The sequence below is a fragment of the Peribacillus sp. NJ11 genome (assembly GCF_030348405.1).
Lineage (GTDB): Bacteria > Bacillota > Bacilli > Bacillales > DSM-1321 > Peribacillus.
The window spans coordinates 3603170-3619487 of the sequence record NZ_JAUCFO010000001.1; the positions used below are offsets into that span (position 1 = coordinate 3603170).

General features: G+C 39.6%; 20 protein-coding genes and 2 pseudogenes. 15 read left to right on the forward strand and 7 right to left on the reverse strand.

Annotation, left to right across the window (positions count from 1 at the left end):
• Positions 1 to 43: 43 nt before the first annotated feature.
• The 6 genes and pseudogenes from QUF86_RS17830 to QUF86_RS17855 all read left to right on the forward strand — a co-directional run.
• Positions 44 to 258: pseudogene (locus QUF86_RS17830) on the forward strand (bile acid:sodium symporter family protein); the annotation flags it as partial.
• A 190-nt stretch (positions 259 to 448) separates the two neighbouring features.
• Positions 449 to 1240, forward strand: coding sequence for an SGNH/GDSL hydrolase family protein (locus QUF86_RS17835; protein WP_289316142.1), 792 nt, complete (start codon positions 449 to 451; stop codon positions 1238 to 1240).
• On the forward strand, positions 1237 to 2151 hold the full coding sequence (locus tag QUF86_RS17840) for an ABC transporter ATP-binding protein (RefSeq protein ID WP_289335066.1): 915 nt from the start codon (positions 1237 to 1239) through the stop codon (positions 2149 to 2151). The genes QUF86_RS17835 and QUF86_RS17840 overlap by 4 nt, the downstream gene beginning before the upstream one ends.
• Positions 2144 to 3124 carry an ABC transporter permease gene (locus QUF86_RS17845; RefSeq protein ID WP_289335067.1) on the forward strand — a complete coding sequence of 327 codons (981 nt, stop codon included), beginning with the start codon at positions 2144 to 2146 and terminating at the stop codon, positions 3122 to 3124. Before QUF86_RS17840 ends, QUF86_RS17845 begins: the two co-directional genes overlap by 8 nt.
• Positions 3125 to 3215: 91 nt before the next feature.
• Positions 3216 to 4051 (forward strand): annotated as a pseudogene (locus QUF86_RS17850) (MBL fold metallo-hydrolase).
• A gap of 80 nt (positions 4052 to 4131) precedes the next feature.
• Entirely contained in the window at positions 4132 to 4563 is a 432-nt protein-coding gene (locus QUF86_RS17855) for a CBS domain-containing protein (RefSeq protein WP_289316146.1), read from the forward strand.
• 42 nt (positions 4564 to 4605) lie between these two features.
• Here the strand turns inward: QUF86_RS17855 and QUF86_RS17860 are convergent, their stop codons facing one another.
• On the reverse strand, positions 4606 to 6579 hold the full coding sequence (locus QUF86_RS17860; protein ID WP_289335068.1) for a S9 family peptidase: 1974 nt from the start codon (positions 6577 to 6579) through the stop codon (positions 4606 to 4608).
• A gap of 170 nt (positions 6580 to 6749) precedes the next feature.
• Positions 6750 to 7070, reverse strand: coding sequence for a YckD family protein (locus QUF86_RS17865; RefSeq protein ID WP_289316148.1), 321 nt, complete (start codon positions 7068 to 7070; stop codon positions 6750 to 6752).
• A 251-nt stretch (positions 7071 to 7321) separates the two neighbouring features.
• Between QUF86_RS17865 and QUF86_RS17870 the strand changes: the two genes are divergently transcribed.
• Complete coding sequence (locus QUF86_RS17870; protein WP_289316149.1) at positions 7322 to 7468, forward strand: lmo0937 family membrane protein; 147 nt, start codon at positions 7322 to 7324, stop codon at positions 7466 to 7468.
• A gap of 95 nt (positions 7469 to 7563) precedes the next feature.
• Here QUF86_RS17870 and QUF86_RS17875 read toward each other — a convergent pair whose 3' ends face one another.
• Both QUF86_RS17875 and QUF86_RS17880 read right to left on the reverse strand, forming a co-directional pair.
• On the reverse strand, positions 7564 to 8481 hold the full coding sequence (locus QUF86_RS17875) for an NAD(P)/FAD-dependent oxidoreductase (protein WP_289316150.1): 918 nt from the start codon (positions 8479 to 8481) through the stop codon (positions 7564 to 7566).
• Between the two features lie 154 nt (positions 8482 to 8635).
• On the reverse strand, positions 8636 to 8959 hold the full coding sequence (locus QUF86_RS17880; protein WP_252281196.1) for a catDE operon transcriptional regulator CatR: 324 nt from the start codon (positions 8957 to 8959) through the stop codon (positions 8636 to 8638).
• A gap of 236 nt (positions 8960 to 9195) precedes the next feature.
• On the opposite strand from QUF86_RS17880, the gene QUF86_RS17885 reads away from it, so the two are divergent.
• From QUF86_RS17885 to QUF86_RS17895, 3 genes are all read left to right on the forward strand, one after another.
• On the forward strand, positions 9196 to 10302 hold the full coding sequence (locus tag QUF86_RS17885; RefSeq protein ID WP_289335069.1) for a nitric oxide synthase oxygenase: 1107 nt from the start codon (positions 9196 to 9198) through the stop codon (positions 10300 to 10302).
• Positions 10303 to 10366: 64 nt separating this feature from the next.
• On the forward strand, positions 10367 to 10636 hold the full coding sequence (locus QUF86_RS17890; protein ID WP_289335070.1) for a hypothetical protein: 270 nt from the start codon (positions 10367 to 10369) through the stop codon (positions 10634 to 10636).
• A 307-nt stretch (positions 10637 to 10943) separates the two neighbouring features.
• Positions 10944 to 11882: a magnesium transporter CorA family protein gene (locus QUF86_RS17895; RefSeq protein ID WP_289316153.1), complete on the forward strand. Its 939-nt coding sequence runs from the start codon at positions 10944 to 10946 to the stop codon at positions 11880 to 11882.
• Positions 11883 to 11912: 30 nt separating this feature from the next.
• Here the strand turns inward: QUF86_RS17895 and QUF86_RS17900 are convergent, their stop codons facing one another.
• Entirely contained in the window at positions 11913 to 12104 is a 192-nt protein-coding gene (locus tag QUF86_RS17900; RefSeq protein ID WP_289335071.1) for a hypothetical protein, read from the reverse strand.
• Positions 12105 to 12202: 98 nt separating this feature from the next.
• Between QUF86_RS17900 and QUF86_RS17905 the strand changes: the two genes are divergently transcribed.
• Positions 12203 to 12364 (forward strand): hypothetical protein, encoded by a 162-nt coding sequence (locus QUF86_RS17905; RefSeq protein ID WP_289316155.1) that lies wholly within the window; start codon positions 12203 to 12205, stop codon positions 12362 to 12364.
• A 135-nt stretch (positions 12365 to 12499) separates the two neighbouring features.
• Here the strand turns inward: QUF86_RS17905 and QUF86_RS17910 are convergent, their stop codons facing one another.
• Positions 12500 to 12634 carry a YuzL family protein gene (locus QUF86_RS17910; protein ID WP_089363323.1) on the reverse strand — a complete coding sequence of 45 codons (135 nt, stop codon included), beginning with the start codon at positions 12632 to 12634 and terminating at the stop codon, positions 12500 to 12502.
• Positions 12635 to 12732: 98 nt separating this feature from the next.
• Between QUF86_RS17910 and QUF86_RS17915 the strand changes: the two genes are divergently transcribed.
• Positions 12733 to 12984, forward strand: a complete 252-nt coding sequence (locus QUF86_RS17915) for a YkuS family protein (protein WP_289316156.1) — start codon at positions 12733 to 12735, stop codon at positions 12982 to 12984.
• A 45-nt stretch (positions 12985 to 13029) separates the two neighbouring features.
• Here the strand turns inward: QUF86_RS17915 and QUF86_RS17920 are convergent, their stop codons facing one another.
• Positions 13030 to 13485, reverse strand: a complete 456-nt coding sequence (locus tag QUF86_RS17920; RefSeq protein ID WP_289316157.1) for an OsmC family protein — start codon at positions 13483 to 13485, stop codon at positions 13030 to 13032.
• A 350-nt stretch (positions 13486 to 13835) separates the two neighbouring features.
• Between QUF86_RS17920 and QUF86_RS17925 the strand changes: the two genes are divergently transcribed.
• Genes QUF86_RS17925 through QUF86_RS17935 form a run of 3 tightly spaced genes read left to right on the forward strand, consistent with a single transcriptional unit; the run spans position 13836 to position 16172 of the window.
• On the forward strand, positions 13836 to 14597 hold the full coding sequence (locus tag QUF86_RS17925; protein WP_289318361.1) for an SDR family oxidoreductase: 762 nt from the start codon (positions 13836 to 13838) through the stop codon (positions 14595 to 14597).
• Positions 14598 to 14623: 26 nt separating this feature from the next.
• The gene (locus QUF86_RS17930; protein WP_289335072.1) at positions 14624 to 15127 is read left to right on the forward strand and encodes a hypothetical protein; all 504 of its coding nucleotides are present in this window, start codon (positions 14624 to 14626) and stop codon (positions 15125 to 15127) included.
• Complete coding sequence (locus QUF86_RS17935) at positions 15120 to 16172, forward strand: alpha/beta fold hydrolase (RefSeq protein ID WP_289335073.1); 1053 nt, start codon at positions 15120 to 15122, stop codon at positions 16170 to 16172. Before QUF86_RS17930 ends, QUF86_RS17935 begins: the two co-directional genes overlap by 8 nt.
• The last annotated feature ends 146 nt before the right edge of the window (positions 16173 to 16318 follow it).

Here is a 16318-nt window from a genome sequence, read left to right on the forward strand (position 1 = left end):
TCGTTTAGTGATTTTAAAGCTGTTTTGAAGCAGCACAAATCCATACGAAGATCAAAAAGCGATTTCAATTGAAGTGGGCATGCAAAACTCAGGTTTAGGTGCTACATTAGCGACAGCTCATTTTTCTCCACTAGCGGCCGTCCCGAGTGCCATCTTAGTGTTTGGCATAATATTTCCGGGCCATTGCTAGCGAAATACTGTCTAAAAAAGAGCAGACAAAATCAAAAGGAATTCCATGGTCGGACAGGAAACGATTAAACAGTAATTCAATAAAAGGCAGAATGGGTTTAGCTCGCTTTCTGCCTTTTTTATTGATAGGAGCGGCAGATTGGTGATTAGGATGATGGGGAGTACTATTTTTCGTATCAAGAGCAATCAGTTTTTTGTTTTTGGAAATAATATGATTTAATGGAAGATAGAGAATGGATGGATGGAAGGATGAGTGTTATTGAGCAAACCAAAAGTGTTGGCCGCTACCATTGTATCAACTCTTATCGGATTGTTTTTTTTATTTTGCCTTGGATGGGCGATTATTGACCATTATGGAAAAAGGACTTCTGATATGGAAGCAATTGAAGAACCCCCCGTTAAAAAAGATTTGCCTGATGATTTTACCGTAGTGGCATTAGGTGATTCATTGACACGTGGAACAGGTGATGAAACAGGTAAAGGCTACGTTGGACTTGTTGTGGAAGATTTGAAGAGTGAATACGATAAAAAACCGCTCATTCATAACCTCGGAATTAATGGACAAGTGTCTAAAGAATTGGTACAGCAAGTGAAACAACCGGAAGTGAAGCGCCAAATACAGGCAGCTGATGTTATTTTAGTTACAATCGGAGGCAACGATTTATTTCAAAAAGGCCAGACCCTGCTTGATTATGATAGTGGAGCTATATCTGAATCACAAAAGAATTACTTGGTAAATTTACATGAAATTTTTAAAGATATCAATAATGTCAATGATACAGCTACCATTTTATTGCTTGGCCTGTATAATCCATTTATAGATTTGGATGAGGACTTTGATACGAACCGGATCGTGCGGGACTGGAATAATGAAACGGCAGAAGTCGTGGCTCTTTATAAAAATGCTATTTTCGTTCCAACGTTTGATTTATTTCAATTATCGGTAAATGAGTATTTGTATTCAGATAAATTTCACCCAAATAAGAAGGGATATCGGTTAATTGCTGATAGGGTTGCTCCTTTAATAAAATGGGAGGATGAGGAACGATGAAACAAGTGACATTATCCGTTAAGGGCTTGAAAAAAAAGATTGGCAAAAGGGAAATTATAAAAGGAATAGATTTTGAGCTGATTGAAGGTGAAGTTTTCGGTTTTTTAGGACCGAATGGAGCCGGTAAGACGACGACGATCCGCATGTTGGTTGGTTTGATTAAGCCATCCTCCGGTTCCATCCATATATGCGGGTATGATGTTCGTCAGGAATTTACGAAGGCAATGAAGCAAATGGGCTGCATCGTTGAAAATCCAGAGTTATACCCATTTTTAAGCGGGTGGGATAATTTGCTCCACTTTGCAAGGATGTTACCTGAAGTTGATGAAACAAGAATGATCGAGGTAATAGAACTCGTCGGTCTGCAAGCGAGAATTCATGATAAAGTGAAGACCTATTCCTTAGGTATGAGGCAGCGACTAGGAATCGCGCAGGCAATGCTGAATAGCCCTAAACTGTTGATTTTGGATGAACCAACCAACGGTCTAGATCCTGCTGGAATCCGTGAAATGCGACAATTCATTAGAAAGTTGGCTGAAGAAGAAGGTATGAGTGTTCTGGTTTCTTCACACTTATTAGGTGAAATACAGCAACTTTGTGACCGGGTCGCAATTATTAAAAGTGGGGAAATTATTAAAACGGATACAGTGGAAAGCCTATTATCCACGCAAGAGCGGATGATTTGGAGGCTGGAGCCTATACAAAAGGGAGCGGAAATCCTTAGCGGTTTCACCGATATAACCTTAGATCAGGAGTATATCATTACAGCATATGACGAAATCAAAACACCCGAATGGAATGCTGCACTTAACCAAGCAGGGGTGAGGGTGCATGAAATGAATCGGAAGCTCCCGGGATTGGAAGAGTTATTTTTACAAGTTACCAGTGTCGGAGGTGCAGGTATTGAATAACCTGATTCAAAATGAAATGATGAAGTTGCTGGCAAAGAAACGGTTAATCATAATAGGTATCATCGTCGGAATTTTAGTGTTGATGTTTACATATGCCCAATACAAGCAAGTGGAAGAGCAGCGTGAGAAGTTGGGAACTGAAGATTGGCGTGCCTCCCTTCAGCAGCAAATCATCGATACCCAAAATCGGTTGGGCTCAAATAGGATGCTGGATGAGTGGCGGGAACAACTGGAAGTAAGTCTGAAACAGCAGCAATATTACCTGGATCATGACATCAACCCCTCAGAACCAGGCGCAGCTACTTTTACACGCATGTTTTTGGAAAATGCAATTGATTTATTCATTCCGCTGTTGATCATGATCGTGGCAAGTGATTTGGTTTCTTCCGAAAATAGTCAAGGTACGATCAAACTTCTGCTGACACGGCCAGTGGAGCGCTGGAAAATCTTATTGAGCAAATATGTAACATTATTATTGTCGGTTTCAATTATCGTGGCGATGACAGCCATATTGTCGTATTTGTTATCAGGAATAGTTTTTGGGTATCAAGGATGGGGGGCACCCGTAATAACCGGATTCGAATTGAAGGGTGCTGATGTGGATGTCAGTCAAGTAAGGTTAGTTGAACAATGGAAATTCCTATTGATGGATTTGGGGCTTGTCTGGCTGGTGGCGGTAGTTGTAGGGACCCTTTCTTTCATGCTCTCGGTTTTAGTGCGAAGCACCCCTGCAGGCATGGGCATCATGCTGGCTGCATTGATTTCCGGGGCAATATTGAACAATATGGTGTCATCATGGGAATCAGCTAAATATTTCTTCATGGTGAATTTGAAATTGACCGCTTATATTAGCGGGACGGCTCCACCGATAGAAGGGATGACCTTATTATCCTCCGTCATTACTTTGCTCGTTTGGTGGGTGGTTGCATTAATTGTATCTTTTTCAGTATTTACCCGGAGGGATGTATTCTAATAGGCAGCCTATATAATATATAGGTTGTTTTTTATTTTCTTTTACAGGGTATCCTTTAAAAAACAGTATGTTCAAATTAGGAGGATCATTAATGGATGATAATCATTTGAATGAAAAATTCCTGCCAATGACTTCAGTTTCCAGTGGAGATGTCCAGATTGTAAAAGAGGATATTATTGTCTTTCCGTCCAAATCGTTAATGTAATTTTTGTAGGCTCACCCAAAGATGAAAAATGGGTATTGATAGATGCAGGGATGCCCCGTTCAGCAGAGGTAATAAAGAAAGCTGCTGAAGGTATCTACGGGCCAGATCATCCGCCTGCTGCCATTATTTTGACACATGGACATTTCGATCATGTTGGTGCATTGATTGAGTTAATGGAGTACTGGAACGCTCCTGTTTATGCCCACATTAAAGAAATACCTTATTTAACGGGACAGGAAAATTATCCTGAACCAGATTCCACTGTTGAAGGGGGGATGGTTGCCAAGATTTCTTGGATATTTCCGAATGAGGGAATCAACCTGGATGAAAAAGTTCAGCCATTGCCTGAGGATCATAGTGTTCCCGAGCTTTCCGGTTGGAAATGGGTTCACACCCCGGGCCATTCTAAAGGACATATTTCACTTTTCCGGGAAAGTGACCGAAGTCTGATTGCTGGAGATGCTTTTGTGAATGTCAGGCAAGATTCACTATATAAGGTCATTACTCAGGAGAAAGAAATAGCAGGCCCGCCACGGTATTTGACAACAGATTGGGAGGCTGCCAAGGAATCGGTAAGGTTGTTGGATAGTCTTAAACCGGCTGTCGCTGTAACGGGTCACGGGTATCCTGTTGAAGGGGAAGAACTGGAAATGGGTTTATCAAGGCTTGCAAATGAATTCGATTCATTGGCTAAACCGGATCACGGGAAATATGTGGAATGAATCGTGTTTGTGTTTGATGAATAATTTCGCTTGAGAAGTCAAAAATAAACAAGCAACTTATGAAAAATGGAGGGATATCCTTGACTACATTAAGAGATATTATGACAACAGACGTGGACTGTTGCACTGTAGAAGATAATATATATGAAGCAGCAGTCAAAATGAAGGATGATGATGTTGGTGTCATTCCTGTATTGGAGAATAACCATTTAGTTGGTGTCATTACAGACAGGGATATCGTTATCCGCTGTGTTGCCGAGAAAAAGCCGAATTCGACTAGAATTACCGATGTTATTTCTACGGATCTTGTAACAGGCACCCCTGATATGTCAGTGGAGCAAGCTGAGGAGTTAATGAGTACTGAACAAATCAGAAGGCTTCCTATAATTGAAAATGACAAGCTGGTCGGAGTCGTGGCATTAGGTGACCTAGCTGTACACAATCAGACTAATTCAATGGCGGGAAATGCACTAAGCTCAATTTCCGAGGACAGAGATCAAATCCAACACTAAAAACGAAACTCTGTTAGCCAAGGCTAACAGAGTTTCGTTTTTTTAAAAATATTTATTGAACCATCCTTTTATTTCTTCTACATGTTGCAGCCGCATTTTTGGGGATCCGCTTCGGGATACTTCATGAGTTTCATCCGGGAAGGAAACAAGTACCGCTTCTTTATTTTGCCGTTTTAAAGCGACAAAAAATTGCTCGCTCTGTTCAATGGGACAACGGAAATCCTTTTCACCGTGAAGTAAAAGTAAAGGGGTATTCACATTGGCAACATACTTTAAAGGTGAGTGCTGCCACAATTTTTCAGCAGAGTTAACGATATCGCCGCCTATTTCCCACTCGGTAAAATAATAGCCAATGTCGCTGACACCATAAAAACTTAGCCAGTTACTAATGCAACGCTGAGTCACAGCAGCCTTGAAACGGTTGGTATGACCGATGATCCAATTTGTCATGAACCCTCCATAACTGCCACCGCATACCCCCAAATCTTCATGCTCAATAAAATCATACGTTGCTAAAACATGGTCAACTCCAGCCATTAAGTCCTTATAGTCCATGCCTCCATAATCGCCCCGGCATGCATTTACGAAATCTTGACCGTATCCCACACTCCCACGCGGATTAGTGAACAACACAGTGTACCCTTCATTAGCCAAGGTCTGGAATTCGTGAACATAGGTATTGGCATACATCGCATGCGGCCCGCCGTGGATTTCTAAAATGAGTGGATATTTTTGATTTTCATTAAAATCGGTCGGTCTCATGATCCAGCCATGGATGGTAAGTCCATCAACAGATGGAAAAGTAATGGGTTCAGCGATGGACAAATGTTTTTCCTTTAAAAAATCTTCATTAACAAAACTGATTTGTTCTTTTTCCCCATTAGTAAGGTTATAGGCAAAGAGGTCACCGGGATGAACAGGTGTACTAATCGCCACGACGGCACGATGGCTTTCGGGATCTATAGTCAGTCCGTATATATGCTGCGGATCAAGTATGGATGGATACATAGCTCCTTCAATGGAACCATAATATACTCCAGTATTTCCGTAATCGCTTATTAAAAAGTAAAAGCCTTGGCTATCGTTTGTCCATAAAATGCCTGGGTCGACTGCTCCGATTTGGAAATCCCCAATTGCGGAATCTCCAATTTGAACATCCCAACCATCGGTTAAACACTGAATCGATTGATCCAATATGGAGTACAACCAAATATTTGAAAAGGTGGCACCGGCAAAATCTTTATTATGGCCAATGAAGGAAAGGTATTCGCCATTTGGAGACCACTTCGGATCTCTAAAGAAACCTGTACTATCCGTTATCTTCTGAAGAGAGTTCGTTTCAAGGGCCATGATGAAAATATCAGAAAATAGTTCAACATCACTTTTTTCTGCATCCCCGCTTATGAATGCAATATGCTGACCGTCAGGGGACCATGCGTTCGGGTGGTGATCCAAATTGTTTTCCGTTAGCAATATGGATTCGTCATTAAAAACATCCACTATTACGAGCTGCTGATATAATTGATCGAAATAACCTCTACCATCCCATTTGTACTTAATCCGGTCATACCTATGAACTTCATTGGACAAATCATTTTCCTTAACCGTATTAAGGTTTTCGCCCTCTTTTAGCCCGGTAGAAAGCAAAAGCTTGGTGGAACAAGGAGACCAAATAGGTTTGGTTACTCCGTTAACGAAATGGGTCAGCTGGCGAGCTTCCCCACCAATGCTCCCAATGATGTGGACTTGCTTTTTCCCAGATCTGTCTGATATAAAGGCGATATGTTTGCCGTCCGGGGACCAGGCAGGTGATGTATCACGATTATCCCCAAACGTCCATTGCTTTGTTTCATTCGTAATCAGGCTGAACATAAATAGATTGGAAATGTATTTTTCCGTTTTTTCATCAATTCTAGTTTGGACAAAAACCGCCATGCTGCCATCCGGTGATAGCTTTGGGTCGGTCACTGATTTCAAGTGAAATAAGTCTCTTGCTGTAATACCTATTTTGTTCATCCTTTTCACCCTTTCATTTCTCATAGTTATGTATTTCGCTATAGGGAAATATAAATCCTTTAGTAAATGGTAAACGCGTAAGGTTTATTTATCAAGGACGAAAGAAATGAAAAAAAATCCGGCCATTTTATTGGACGGATTATCATGCTATATAGGTAAAGAACATAGAATCACTTATGCATGTGTCGTGTATGTGGACGGTGCGGAGGAATTTGAAAATTATGTTCTTCCATCATTTTATAATGTTTTTCAAAATGTGAAACCATTTTATCGGCTTCTTCTTTCGAAAGCGCGCCATACTCCACATATTTTTCAATCAATTTCTTTTTGTCCGCGAGTATCTGCTTTTGGATCTTGGCGATTTCCGATTTTTGAGCATCAGTGAATTGTACACTTTCCGGTTTTGTTTTATTTTCCTGTGCAGACGGGTGATCCAGGTTAACTAAGAATAGGGAACAGGCTGTTAAACAGATGACTAAAAACTTTTTCATGAATGATCGACTCCTTCTTTAGTTTTTGCCTAACTTCAAAGATCTGTAGTTCTTCCTTAAGGGGTTATCAATTGGAAGATTCCTTAATTATTTATTATCATTTACAGCATTTACAGTTTTATGTAATATTTTTGGGTTCACCCACTAAAGGGTTTGTTGCAGAAAGATATGGGTAATTTAAATATAAGCTGAAAATTTTGAAGGAACTTCTCATTATGAAAGATCGAATATGAGAAGGGAAGGAGATTATTATGCTTTGGACAATTATTGGTGCAATAATATTATTATGGGTTCTTGGTTTAGTCTTTAAAGTGGCTGCAGGGTTTATACATATCTTGCTTATCATCGCGGTCATTCTCATTCTGGTCAATGTTTTTAAAGGTAGGAAACGAATGTAGATTAATAAAAGAAGGCTTAGACAAAAACGTTTATTAATATGAATTCAAAAGGCGGCCTGGTAAACAGGTCGCCCTTTGAATTTTCCAATAGGTTGTTAATCATAAGGAAGTGGCTGTCCCATCAGTCTCTTATGAATCCAAATAGCTGCTTGGGTCCCGTCCCCCATCGATATGGTGACTTGTTCGGAATGGGCAACAAGGTCGCCGCCAGCCCAGACTCCTTTAATATTCGTTTCTTTAGTGCGGGGATGAATCACGACATGATTGTTTTCGTTTACTTGCACACCTAATTGTAGGGCGAGGCCATTATTGAGTTTGTTCCCTTTAAATGCCGTGAATGCCTTTTCAGCTTCAATTATTTTACCAGAAACTAATTGTATTGCGGTTAACTGCTGTTTGGCATCTACATGAACCTCTTCGACTTCCTCTTCAAATACGGGAATCTGGTTTTCCTTTAACTTTTCCCGATACTTATCATCGATTTTTGATTTCAAGTGATTTACGTAAATGATATCTTTTGACCAATATAGTAGAGTAAGGGCCATACCTGCACCTGTATTTCCGCCACCTAGGACCACGGTTTGCTTATCCATGATCTCATACCCATCACAGTCAGGGCATATATAAGTGGATGTCCCAAGAGTTGGATAGATGTTTTTGATTGGAGGGATGTTATCGGTGATGCCAGTACCGAGAAAAATCATTTTTGCTTGATATTCCATGTCATTCTTTGTTTGGATAAAAAACTTGTCCTGCTTTTTTTCAAGTGATGTCACAGTATCATCGAAGAATTCAACACCGAATTTTTCTGCGTGCTGTCTGCCCAGAGTCCTTAATTGTTTGCCGCTTACCCCGTCTGGCCACCCAAGAATGTTATGGTAAGCCTTTGCTATGGAAGAGCGGCCTTGAGCAGAATCAATGACGATAATATCATGTTTATATCTACCGAGCTGGATGGCTGCCTGAATACCGGCTATACCGCCACCAATAATAATGCAATCTGCTTGCTTCATGAATTCACCGCCCATACAATTTGGAATAACCCTAGTGTTATTCTATCTGTAAAAAATATACCACTTGTAGCAGGCGCTTAAACAAATGCAAGATATAAAAAAAGGGAAAGTTCGCCAGCTGGCGAACTTTCCCCCTTTTCTTCAAATGCCTATTTCATTGATTCTGTATTGGTTCGAGCCATTCTTGTGCCCATTTTTGGATTTCGTTCATTACCGGTGCAAGAGCCTTGCCTTTTTCAGTTAAAGAATATTCAATCCTGACCGGTGTCTCTGGATATACGTCCCTTTTTACAATACCTTCAATTTCCAAGTCCTTTAAACGTTCAGAAAGAATCCTGCCACTGATCGGGAAGGCAGATTCAATATTACAAAACCGTTGAGGGCCATTAAGCAATTGATTGACAATCAATCCAGTCCAGCGTTTACTCAAGATTTGCATTCCTTTTTCAAAGCGTGGACAAAGTGTCGTATTATTCATCATATCACCCCATTATTATTATATTATAATGCATTTACCTCTTAGGTAACAACTTTACCGATTATTATTTAGTTACTAGAGATGTTATGGTATAAGAAATTTATAAGCTTACTTTAAGTATCAACAAAAAAATTCTGCCTCGGAATTGCCACATTTTAAAAAGATATGCTCTTTAAAAATGAGTTCATTTAGAGATACTATGAAAAATATGTTACTTTATTATGGAAGTCAAAGTTATGCAAATGGAAGGATCCGTGGGAAAGATGAGTGATTTACTGCAGGAGGCCGTATCCTTTATCAGGACAAGCTATCCGGAATTGTTGAAAACGGAAGAGGAAATAAATGACAGGGTTGAACAAATCAAAAGGGAAATTAATGAAACAGACAGATATGAACATACATATGAAGAATTAGTATATGGTGCTAAATTAGCTTGGCGTAATAGTAATCGCTGCATCGGTCGCTTTTTTTGGGAGTCGCTGAGGGTGATTGATAAAAGGATGATTCAAAGCGAACAAGAAATTGTATCGGCTTTATTTGACCATATCGAATTCGCTACGAATAATGGAAACATCAGGCCAGTGATTACAATTTTCAAACAGAAAGATCATGAAGGAAAATTGGATATTTGGAATCATCAGCTTATTCGTTATGCTGGATATGAGTCGGAGAATGGTGTAATTGGCGATTCAAGTTCAATAGAATTCACCAAGAAATGTATGGCATTGGGATGGGAAGGGAAATTTGGACCTTTCGATATATTACCCATTGTAGTCCAATTGGAAGGGAAAACCCCTAATTTTCATGAAATTCCTGAAAGTCTCGTTAAAGAAGTGCCAATCACACACCCGGAGCTTAAATGGTTCAAAGATCTTCAAATCAAATGGTATGCAGTTCCAATCATTTCTGGTATGAGGCTAGAAATTGGCGGTATTACCTATTCAGCTGCACCATTTAATGGGTGGTACATGGGAACGGAGATTGGTGCCAGAAACCTTGCTGATGAAGAACGCTACAATATGCTTCCAGCAATCGGGGAGAGGATGGGCTTGGATATTAAGCGTGATTCGACTTTATGGAAAGATCGAGCCTTGATCGAACTGAATGATGCCGTCCTACATTCGTTTAAAAAACATGGAGTCAGCATTGTTGATCATCATACTGCAGCTAAACAATTCAAGAAATTCGAAGAAAAAGAAACTTCTTGTGACCGGAAAGTAACAGGGGACTGGACATGGTTAATTCCACCGGTCTCTCCAGCTACGACGCACGTTTTTCATAAGCCGTATGACAATGAAATAATGAAACCTAATTTCTTTTATCAAAAGCCTCCATATAAATAAAGGTTTACATTAACTGGCATTGGGTATATATATATTAATCCAATAAAAAAGGGGGAAGGTAATGATGGCAATAGGAAGAAACGCATTATTACTAGGAGTCGGAGTTGCCGGAGTCTCATTTTTATCAAATAAAACGAACAGAGTAAAAGTGAAGGGCATATGGTCCAATGCAAAAGATAAGACATTAAGCTTTTGGAATAGGAAGGCTTCAGAGCTAGACCCTGTAATTGAAAAGGCTGGTCACCCTGATCCATATGATCATGAAGATAATAAAATGGTAGATGAAGGCGCCATGTATGGTGTTCACTATTATAATAATGCAAAGCATGGATAATCAAAAATCGCTTGGGGATTCCCAAGCGATTTTTTTATCCCTTTATTTTATCGGTAAAAAACAGATAATTGCGAATTTTAAACCGGGTATTCAAGGTGGTAAATTCGTTATTGTGCTTTAAAAGAATAAGGATTAAGATTAAAGAATCGAAAGGAAGTGGATACGAGTGAGCAGCAGTTCTTATGATCCTGAACCCAGAAAGCAAGAGGAAGCCGATATGATGCTAGAAGTCGAGACTGTTATTCTCCCTGAGTATCTGCTCGAAGAAGGTAAATAAGGCTTTCTCTATAGAAGAGGAGGTCAACTAATGATTGAAATCTACAAGACGGATGAAAACCGTCACCTAAATAATATCGAGGAAATGACAAAAGGTTCCTGGGTGAATATCGTCGCGCCCACTGAAGCTGAAATAAGTTATATATGCACGACTTTGAAGTTACCGATCAATTTCATGAAAGACCCGCTGGACGATGAGGAAAGGCCTCGGATAGAAAAAGAAGATGATAATGTATTAATAATTGTTGATTTTCCATATTTGACCCGGGACGAAGCCGACTTACCCATCTTTGAAACGATTCCCATAGGGATGATCTTTACCAAAGACTGTTTTATTACGGTATCTTTGAAAGAAACACCCATATTGGCGAATTTCAAAAACAATAAGATCAAAGGGTTTTTCACCAATAAGAAAACAAGGTTTGCTTTACAATTATTATTTGAAATTTCATCTTATTATTTACGTTATCTGAAACAGATTAACAAAATGACGAATGAAGCGGAACGTGAATTGCATCAGTCCATGAAAAATAAAGAACTGTATACTTTCTTGGCTTTGGAAAAAAGCCTCGTTTATTTTACGACATCATTGAAATCCAATCGGGTAGTACTTGATAAGATCCTCCGTTTTAATTATTTGAAAATGTATGAAGAAGATAAAGAATTACTTGAGGACGTAATCATCGAAAATGCTCAGGCAATTGAAATGGCAGAAGTGTATCTCTCGATACTTAGCGGGATGATGGATGCATTCGCTTCGATTATTTCCAATAATGTCAATAATGCCATGAAGTTTCTAACCTCAGTGACAATTATTTTAACGCTCCCGACGATGGTGGCAAGTTTTTACGGAATGAATGTGGAACTGCCATTTGAACATAATCCGTATGCTTTCATCTTTACATTATTAATTGCCATCACTTTAGCGGGGACGACAGCATTCATTTTTTGGAAGAAAAAATATTTTTAAGATTAACCGGCTTATTAAGCCGGTTTTGTTTTATTCCTCAAAAAAATCAGAAAATCCCTCACTGTTGATCCGATCGGTATAGGGATTCTCATCATTTACATTCTTTACATCCAAATTCGTTTTAATTACTAAACGGGGACTCTGTGAAGGTTCCCTGATGATACGGTCGTTCAACTCTTTAAAATCCGGTACATCCTTATTGCCGGGTTTGTTTGGTTCCAATAAAACCACCTCCATTAGTATCTTTGCAATAAACGATGGGGTATATTCATGAATATTCTTAGGTTTGGGAAGGATAAAGGACTGAGGAGGAGATCATGATGACAAAATGGAATGAGCAAGCCGCTCCCGATAATAATTTAAAGGCAAGTGATTTAAACCAGGATGAAGCCGGGAGATCAAAAATGAGTTCAAAAGCCAAAGATGGGGATCACCTGAATGATCTTAAGATCCAACAGGAAATCAGAAAGCAAAATCTATAAGAAAAGAGCCTGGTCGAAAGTAAGGAAACTGGGTATGTTACATTTACATTGGATTAAGCAGAGGAAAACGCTTGGCTGTTAAACCAAGCGTTTTTTGTGTAACATGTACACGGAAATCCATGATAGTTTAGGTTATCATGAACGCTTTTGCTTTTTAAGTGAAGATGGTTGAGTGAAGGACCCGGTTTCTTTCGTAGTGGTACCTTGTCCCTCTACCTGAGAAGAACCTAAACGAGTTTGTGAAGCATCTTTCTTGTGTTTACCATTCATTTTTATCACCTCGATATTACTTTCCCTATTTCCTTTGCATCCTATACATATATTGAAGGTGAAAAGGACAGGTTAGAAAGTAGAGGAGGTGTGTGTTGATGTCAAAAATCGGTGTTGAAGAATCATTAACGAATATTCAGGAAGCACTTCGTGAAAAAGGTTTTGATGTTGTGGAGATTAAACAAGAAGCTGACGCAAAAAACGTGGATTGTTGTGTGGTAACAGGAATGGATAGTAATGTGATGGGAATAAGCGATACTTCATTAAAAGCGTCTATCATAGAGGCAAATGGTTTAACGGCTGATGAAGTGTGCCGCCAGGTTGAAAATAAAGTGAACGCAATTCAATAGTTCAAAAAGTGCCTAACCCAATATAGGGTTAGGCACTTTTTCTGTTCAAGGTTGTTGTGATATGGAAATTGTCACGTTCAATTCCACCGCTACATTACCTTTGATCGCTCTTGAAATCATACAAGAAGTTTCAGCTTTTTCAGCAAGTACCCTCGCTTTTTCAGCCACTTTTTCTGATGTATCCCGTGCTAACACTAGTGTAGGGCGATGTATGATCTTCTTGTAGGTGAATACACCATTTGTAACATCCACTAAGGCTTCCGATTGCATGGTCAAGCTGTCCTTTTCTATATGGGCTCGCTCTAACATGGCAGCAAAGGTAATGATATAGCAGGTCGAGGCCGCTCCAAGCAGCATTTCATCGGGATTAGTGCCAATCCCTGGTCCCTCCATTTCCGTAGGGATACTTATCTGTGTTTGCAGATTTCCTGATTGAATCGTGCCGATATCATTTCTGCCGCCAGGCCATTCCGCGGTTAAATGAAAGTGATGTAACGTCATATTTTTAACCTCCTTACTGTATCTAATAGTGTAAACGATTAAACAGGTTATGTATTCGATTTTGCTCGAAAGTGTTGAATCGTCGAATTAAGATTCCAAATGGCCGAAAAAAGTGTCGATCTGTTCGAATAATCTCCGAAAATGCCGAATAATGTGCCCGTTCGGTCGAATTTCTCACAAACGACGAAAAAAACTTACAGTGTGTCGAGTTAGGATTGGTCAAACAAAAGGCAGAGGCATTAGGCTATTTTAAGCACCATATTGGATAGGCTTTTCTATAATAATATAGATTAGTTATATAAATAATAATTCATTACGGAAGGGCTGAAAAGTTGACTACTTTAAGTAATATGTTCGATTTGACTAATAAAACGGCAATCATTACCGGTGGCGGTAGGGGACTGGGCAAACAGATTGCCATGGCGTTGGGGGAGGCAGGAGCAAATATAGCCATTGCCTCACGAAATCTTCCTGTATGTAAAGAGGTATGCGAACACTTGCAATCAATGGGGATTAAGGCAGTTGCCTTTGAATGTGATATCACGAAAGAGAGTGATATTGATCATGTGGTACAGGAAACGGTTGCCCAATTCGGTACGATTGATATTCTTGTCAATAATAGCGGCACGTCCTGGGCAGGGCCGCTATTTGATCTTCCCAAGGATAAGTGGGAAAAAGTATTGAATGTAAATGTTACAGGTACTTTCCTGTTTTCACAGGCTGTAGCGAAGATCATGAAGCAGCAAAATTCCGGAAAAATCATAAATATTGCATCTGTGACGGGTCTTGGCGGGACGTTTCCAGAGCTATTGGATACCATTGCTTATAACACCAGTAAGGGTGCCGTCATTACATTGACTAAGGATTTAGGGGTAAAGCTCGCTAGGTACGGTATCCAAGTAAATGCGATAGCACCTGGATTTTTCCCGACTAGGATCTCAAAGAATATTCTTGAAAATTCCAACTATGACATATTAGGTAAAACTCCTGCGGGCCGGTTTGGCAACGATGATGATTTAAAGGGAGCTGCCGTATTTTTAGCCTCAAAGGCTTCTGACTATATGGTTGGTCATGTTTTGATCATTGACGGGGGAATATCGGCAGCAGTATAAACGGAGGAGAAGGAAGGAAGATATATATGGCGGAAAAATCAAATTTTTTTAAAGGACTTAAACTGATAGGCACACAAAAAGAGCAGCAGCTGAATGATAAAATCAAGGGTTTGCTAAATAATCGTGAATTAATAGAAAGAATAAGCGATAATGCACAAATGCAGATTCCAAGAATAAATAGGATGCAGGAAGAATCAGAAAGAATGTCCATCATCATGAATTATCCAACAAAAAAAGATGTGGCGAGTGTAGCGAAATTAATCATCCAGCTCGAAGAAAAGATTGATAGGTTAGAAGAGCTGGTCTATACACTTGTTGAGGATAGAGAAGGGACTGCTAAAGGTAATTCTTCATTACGCAATAAACGGAATGCCAATTCATCGCGCAGTATGAAAAAGAAATCAAGATTGGAATCCAATGAAATGGAAGGGAGTAAAAAAAGGATATCGGATTTGATAAATAACTCTTTGTTGTTAAGTGCACAGTTGCCTGAGGTCGATTCAATTGGACAGGGGAATTCAAATGGCTAAGCGGAAAGTGCCGAAAAATCAATCCGAATCCATAACTAAATGGAGACATTTTATGGATATTCCCAATCAGCCAATGCCTGAAGTGGGACTGACGCCGAAAATAGCGGTGTGGAAAAAAAATAAATCAACGCTTTGGTATTATCCGTCAGCACAAAAAAAATATGATGTACCGGTTTTTCTTATATATTCACTAATCAATACTCCTTTGATTCTTGATTTGTCCCCAGGGAATAGTTTAATAGAATCTTTTGTAAATGAAGGTTTTGATGTGTATTTGCTTGATTTTGGAAGCCCGGGGTTTGAAGATGGTGAAATATCGATCGAAGATTATATCATCGATTATATTCAAAAAGGGGTGCAGCGTGCATTACGCCACTCTGGAGCATCAGAAATTACAGTTATGGGGTTTTGCCTCGGCGGTACAATAGCCGCAATATATGCTGCCATTGCAAACGAGCCAATCAAGAATTTGATCCTCTCCGTTACACCGGTAGATTTCAGTGCCTCAGAATTTTTTGATAAATGGCAGGAAGCGTTAAAGGAAGGTACCGCGAATTTTGACGAGACGATCGATATTTATCAAACGATCCCAGCCAGTGCAGTCAAATATGGAATCCGGTTAATTACATCTCCAATCTATTTATCACCCTATTTATCTTTATTGAATCAAGCGGATGATGAGGAATACGTCCAAAATTGGCGCCGTTTCAATGCTTGGGCTAATGGGCATGTACCATTATCCGGAGCAGCCGCAAAACAAATAACCAAAGAACTTTTAATGAAAAATAGCTTGGTTAATGGTGGTTTCAAGGTAAGGGGAAAAAAAGCAAAGCTATCAAAAATTAATGCTAGTGTTTTGGTCATAGCTAGTAAGTATGATCGACTGGTCCCACAGGAAATGATTTATCCGGTAATGGAGCATTTAACATGCAAGGATAAGACATTCAGTCTACTGAAAAGTGGACATGCTGCAAAACAATATTCGGGTGAACTCCCATCTTATTTGAAGGAATGGCTACCAGGGCGTTCTTCCCCAATTCAATAGGTTACTAGGGGGGGCGAAATGTACGTTTTGAACGACAATGAGTATAATAAAATCATGCCGGTTGTAGAATTTATGGGCTTTGCGTCATTGATATTTTCAAAATTCTTTGCGACATTCCCAGATTATTAAAGTGAAATAAAAGTAAG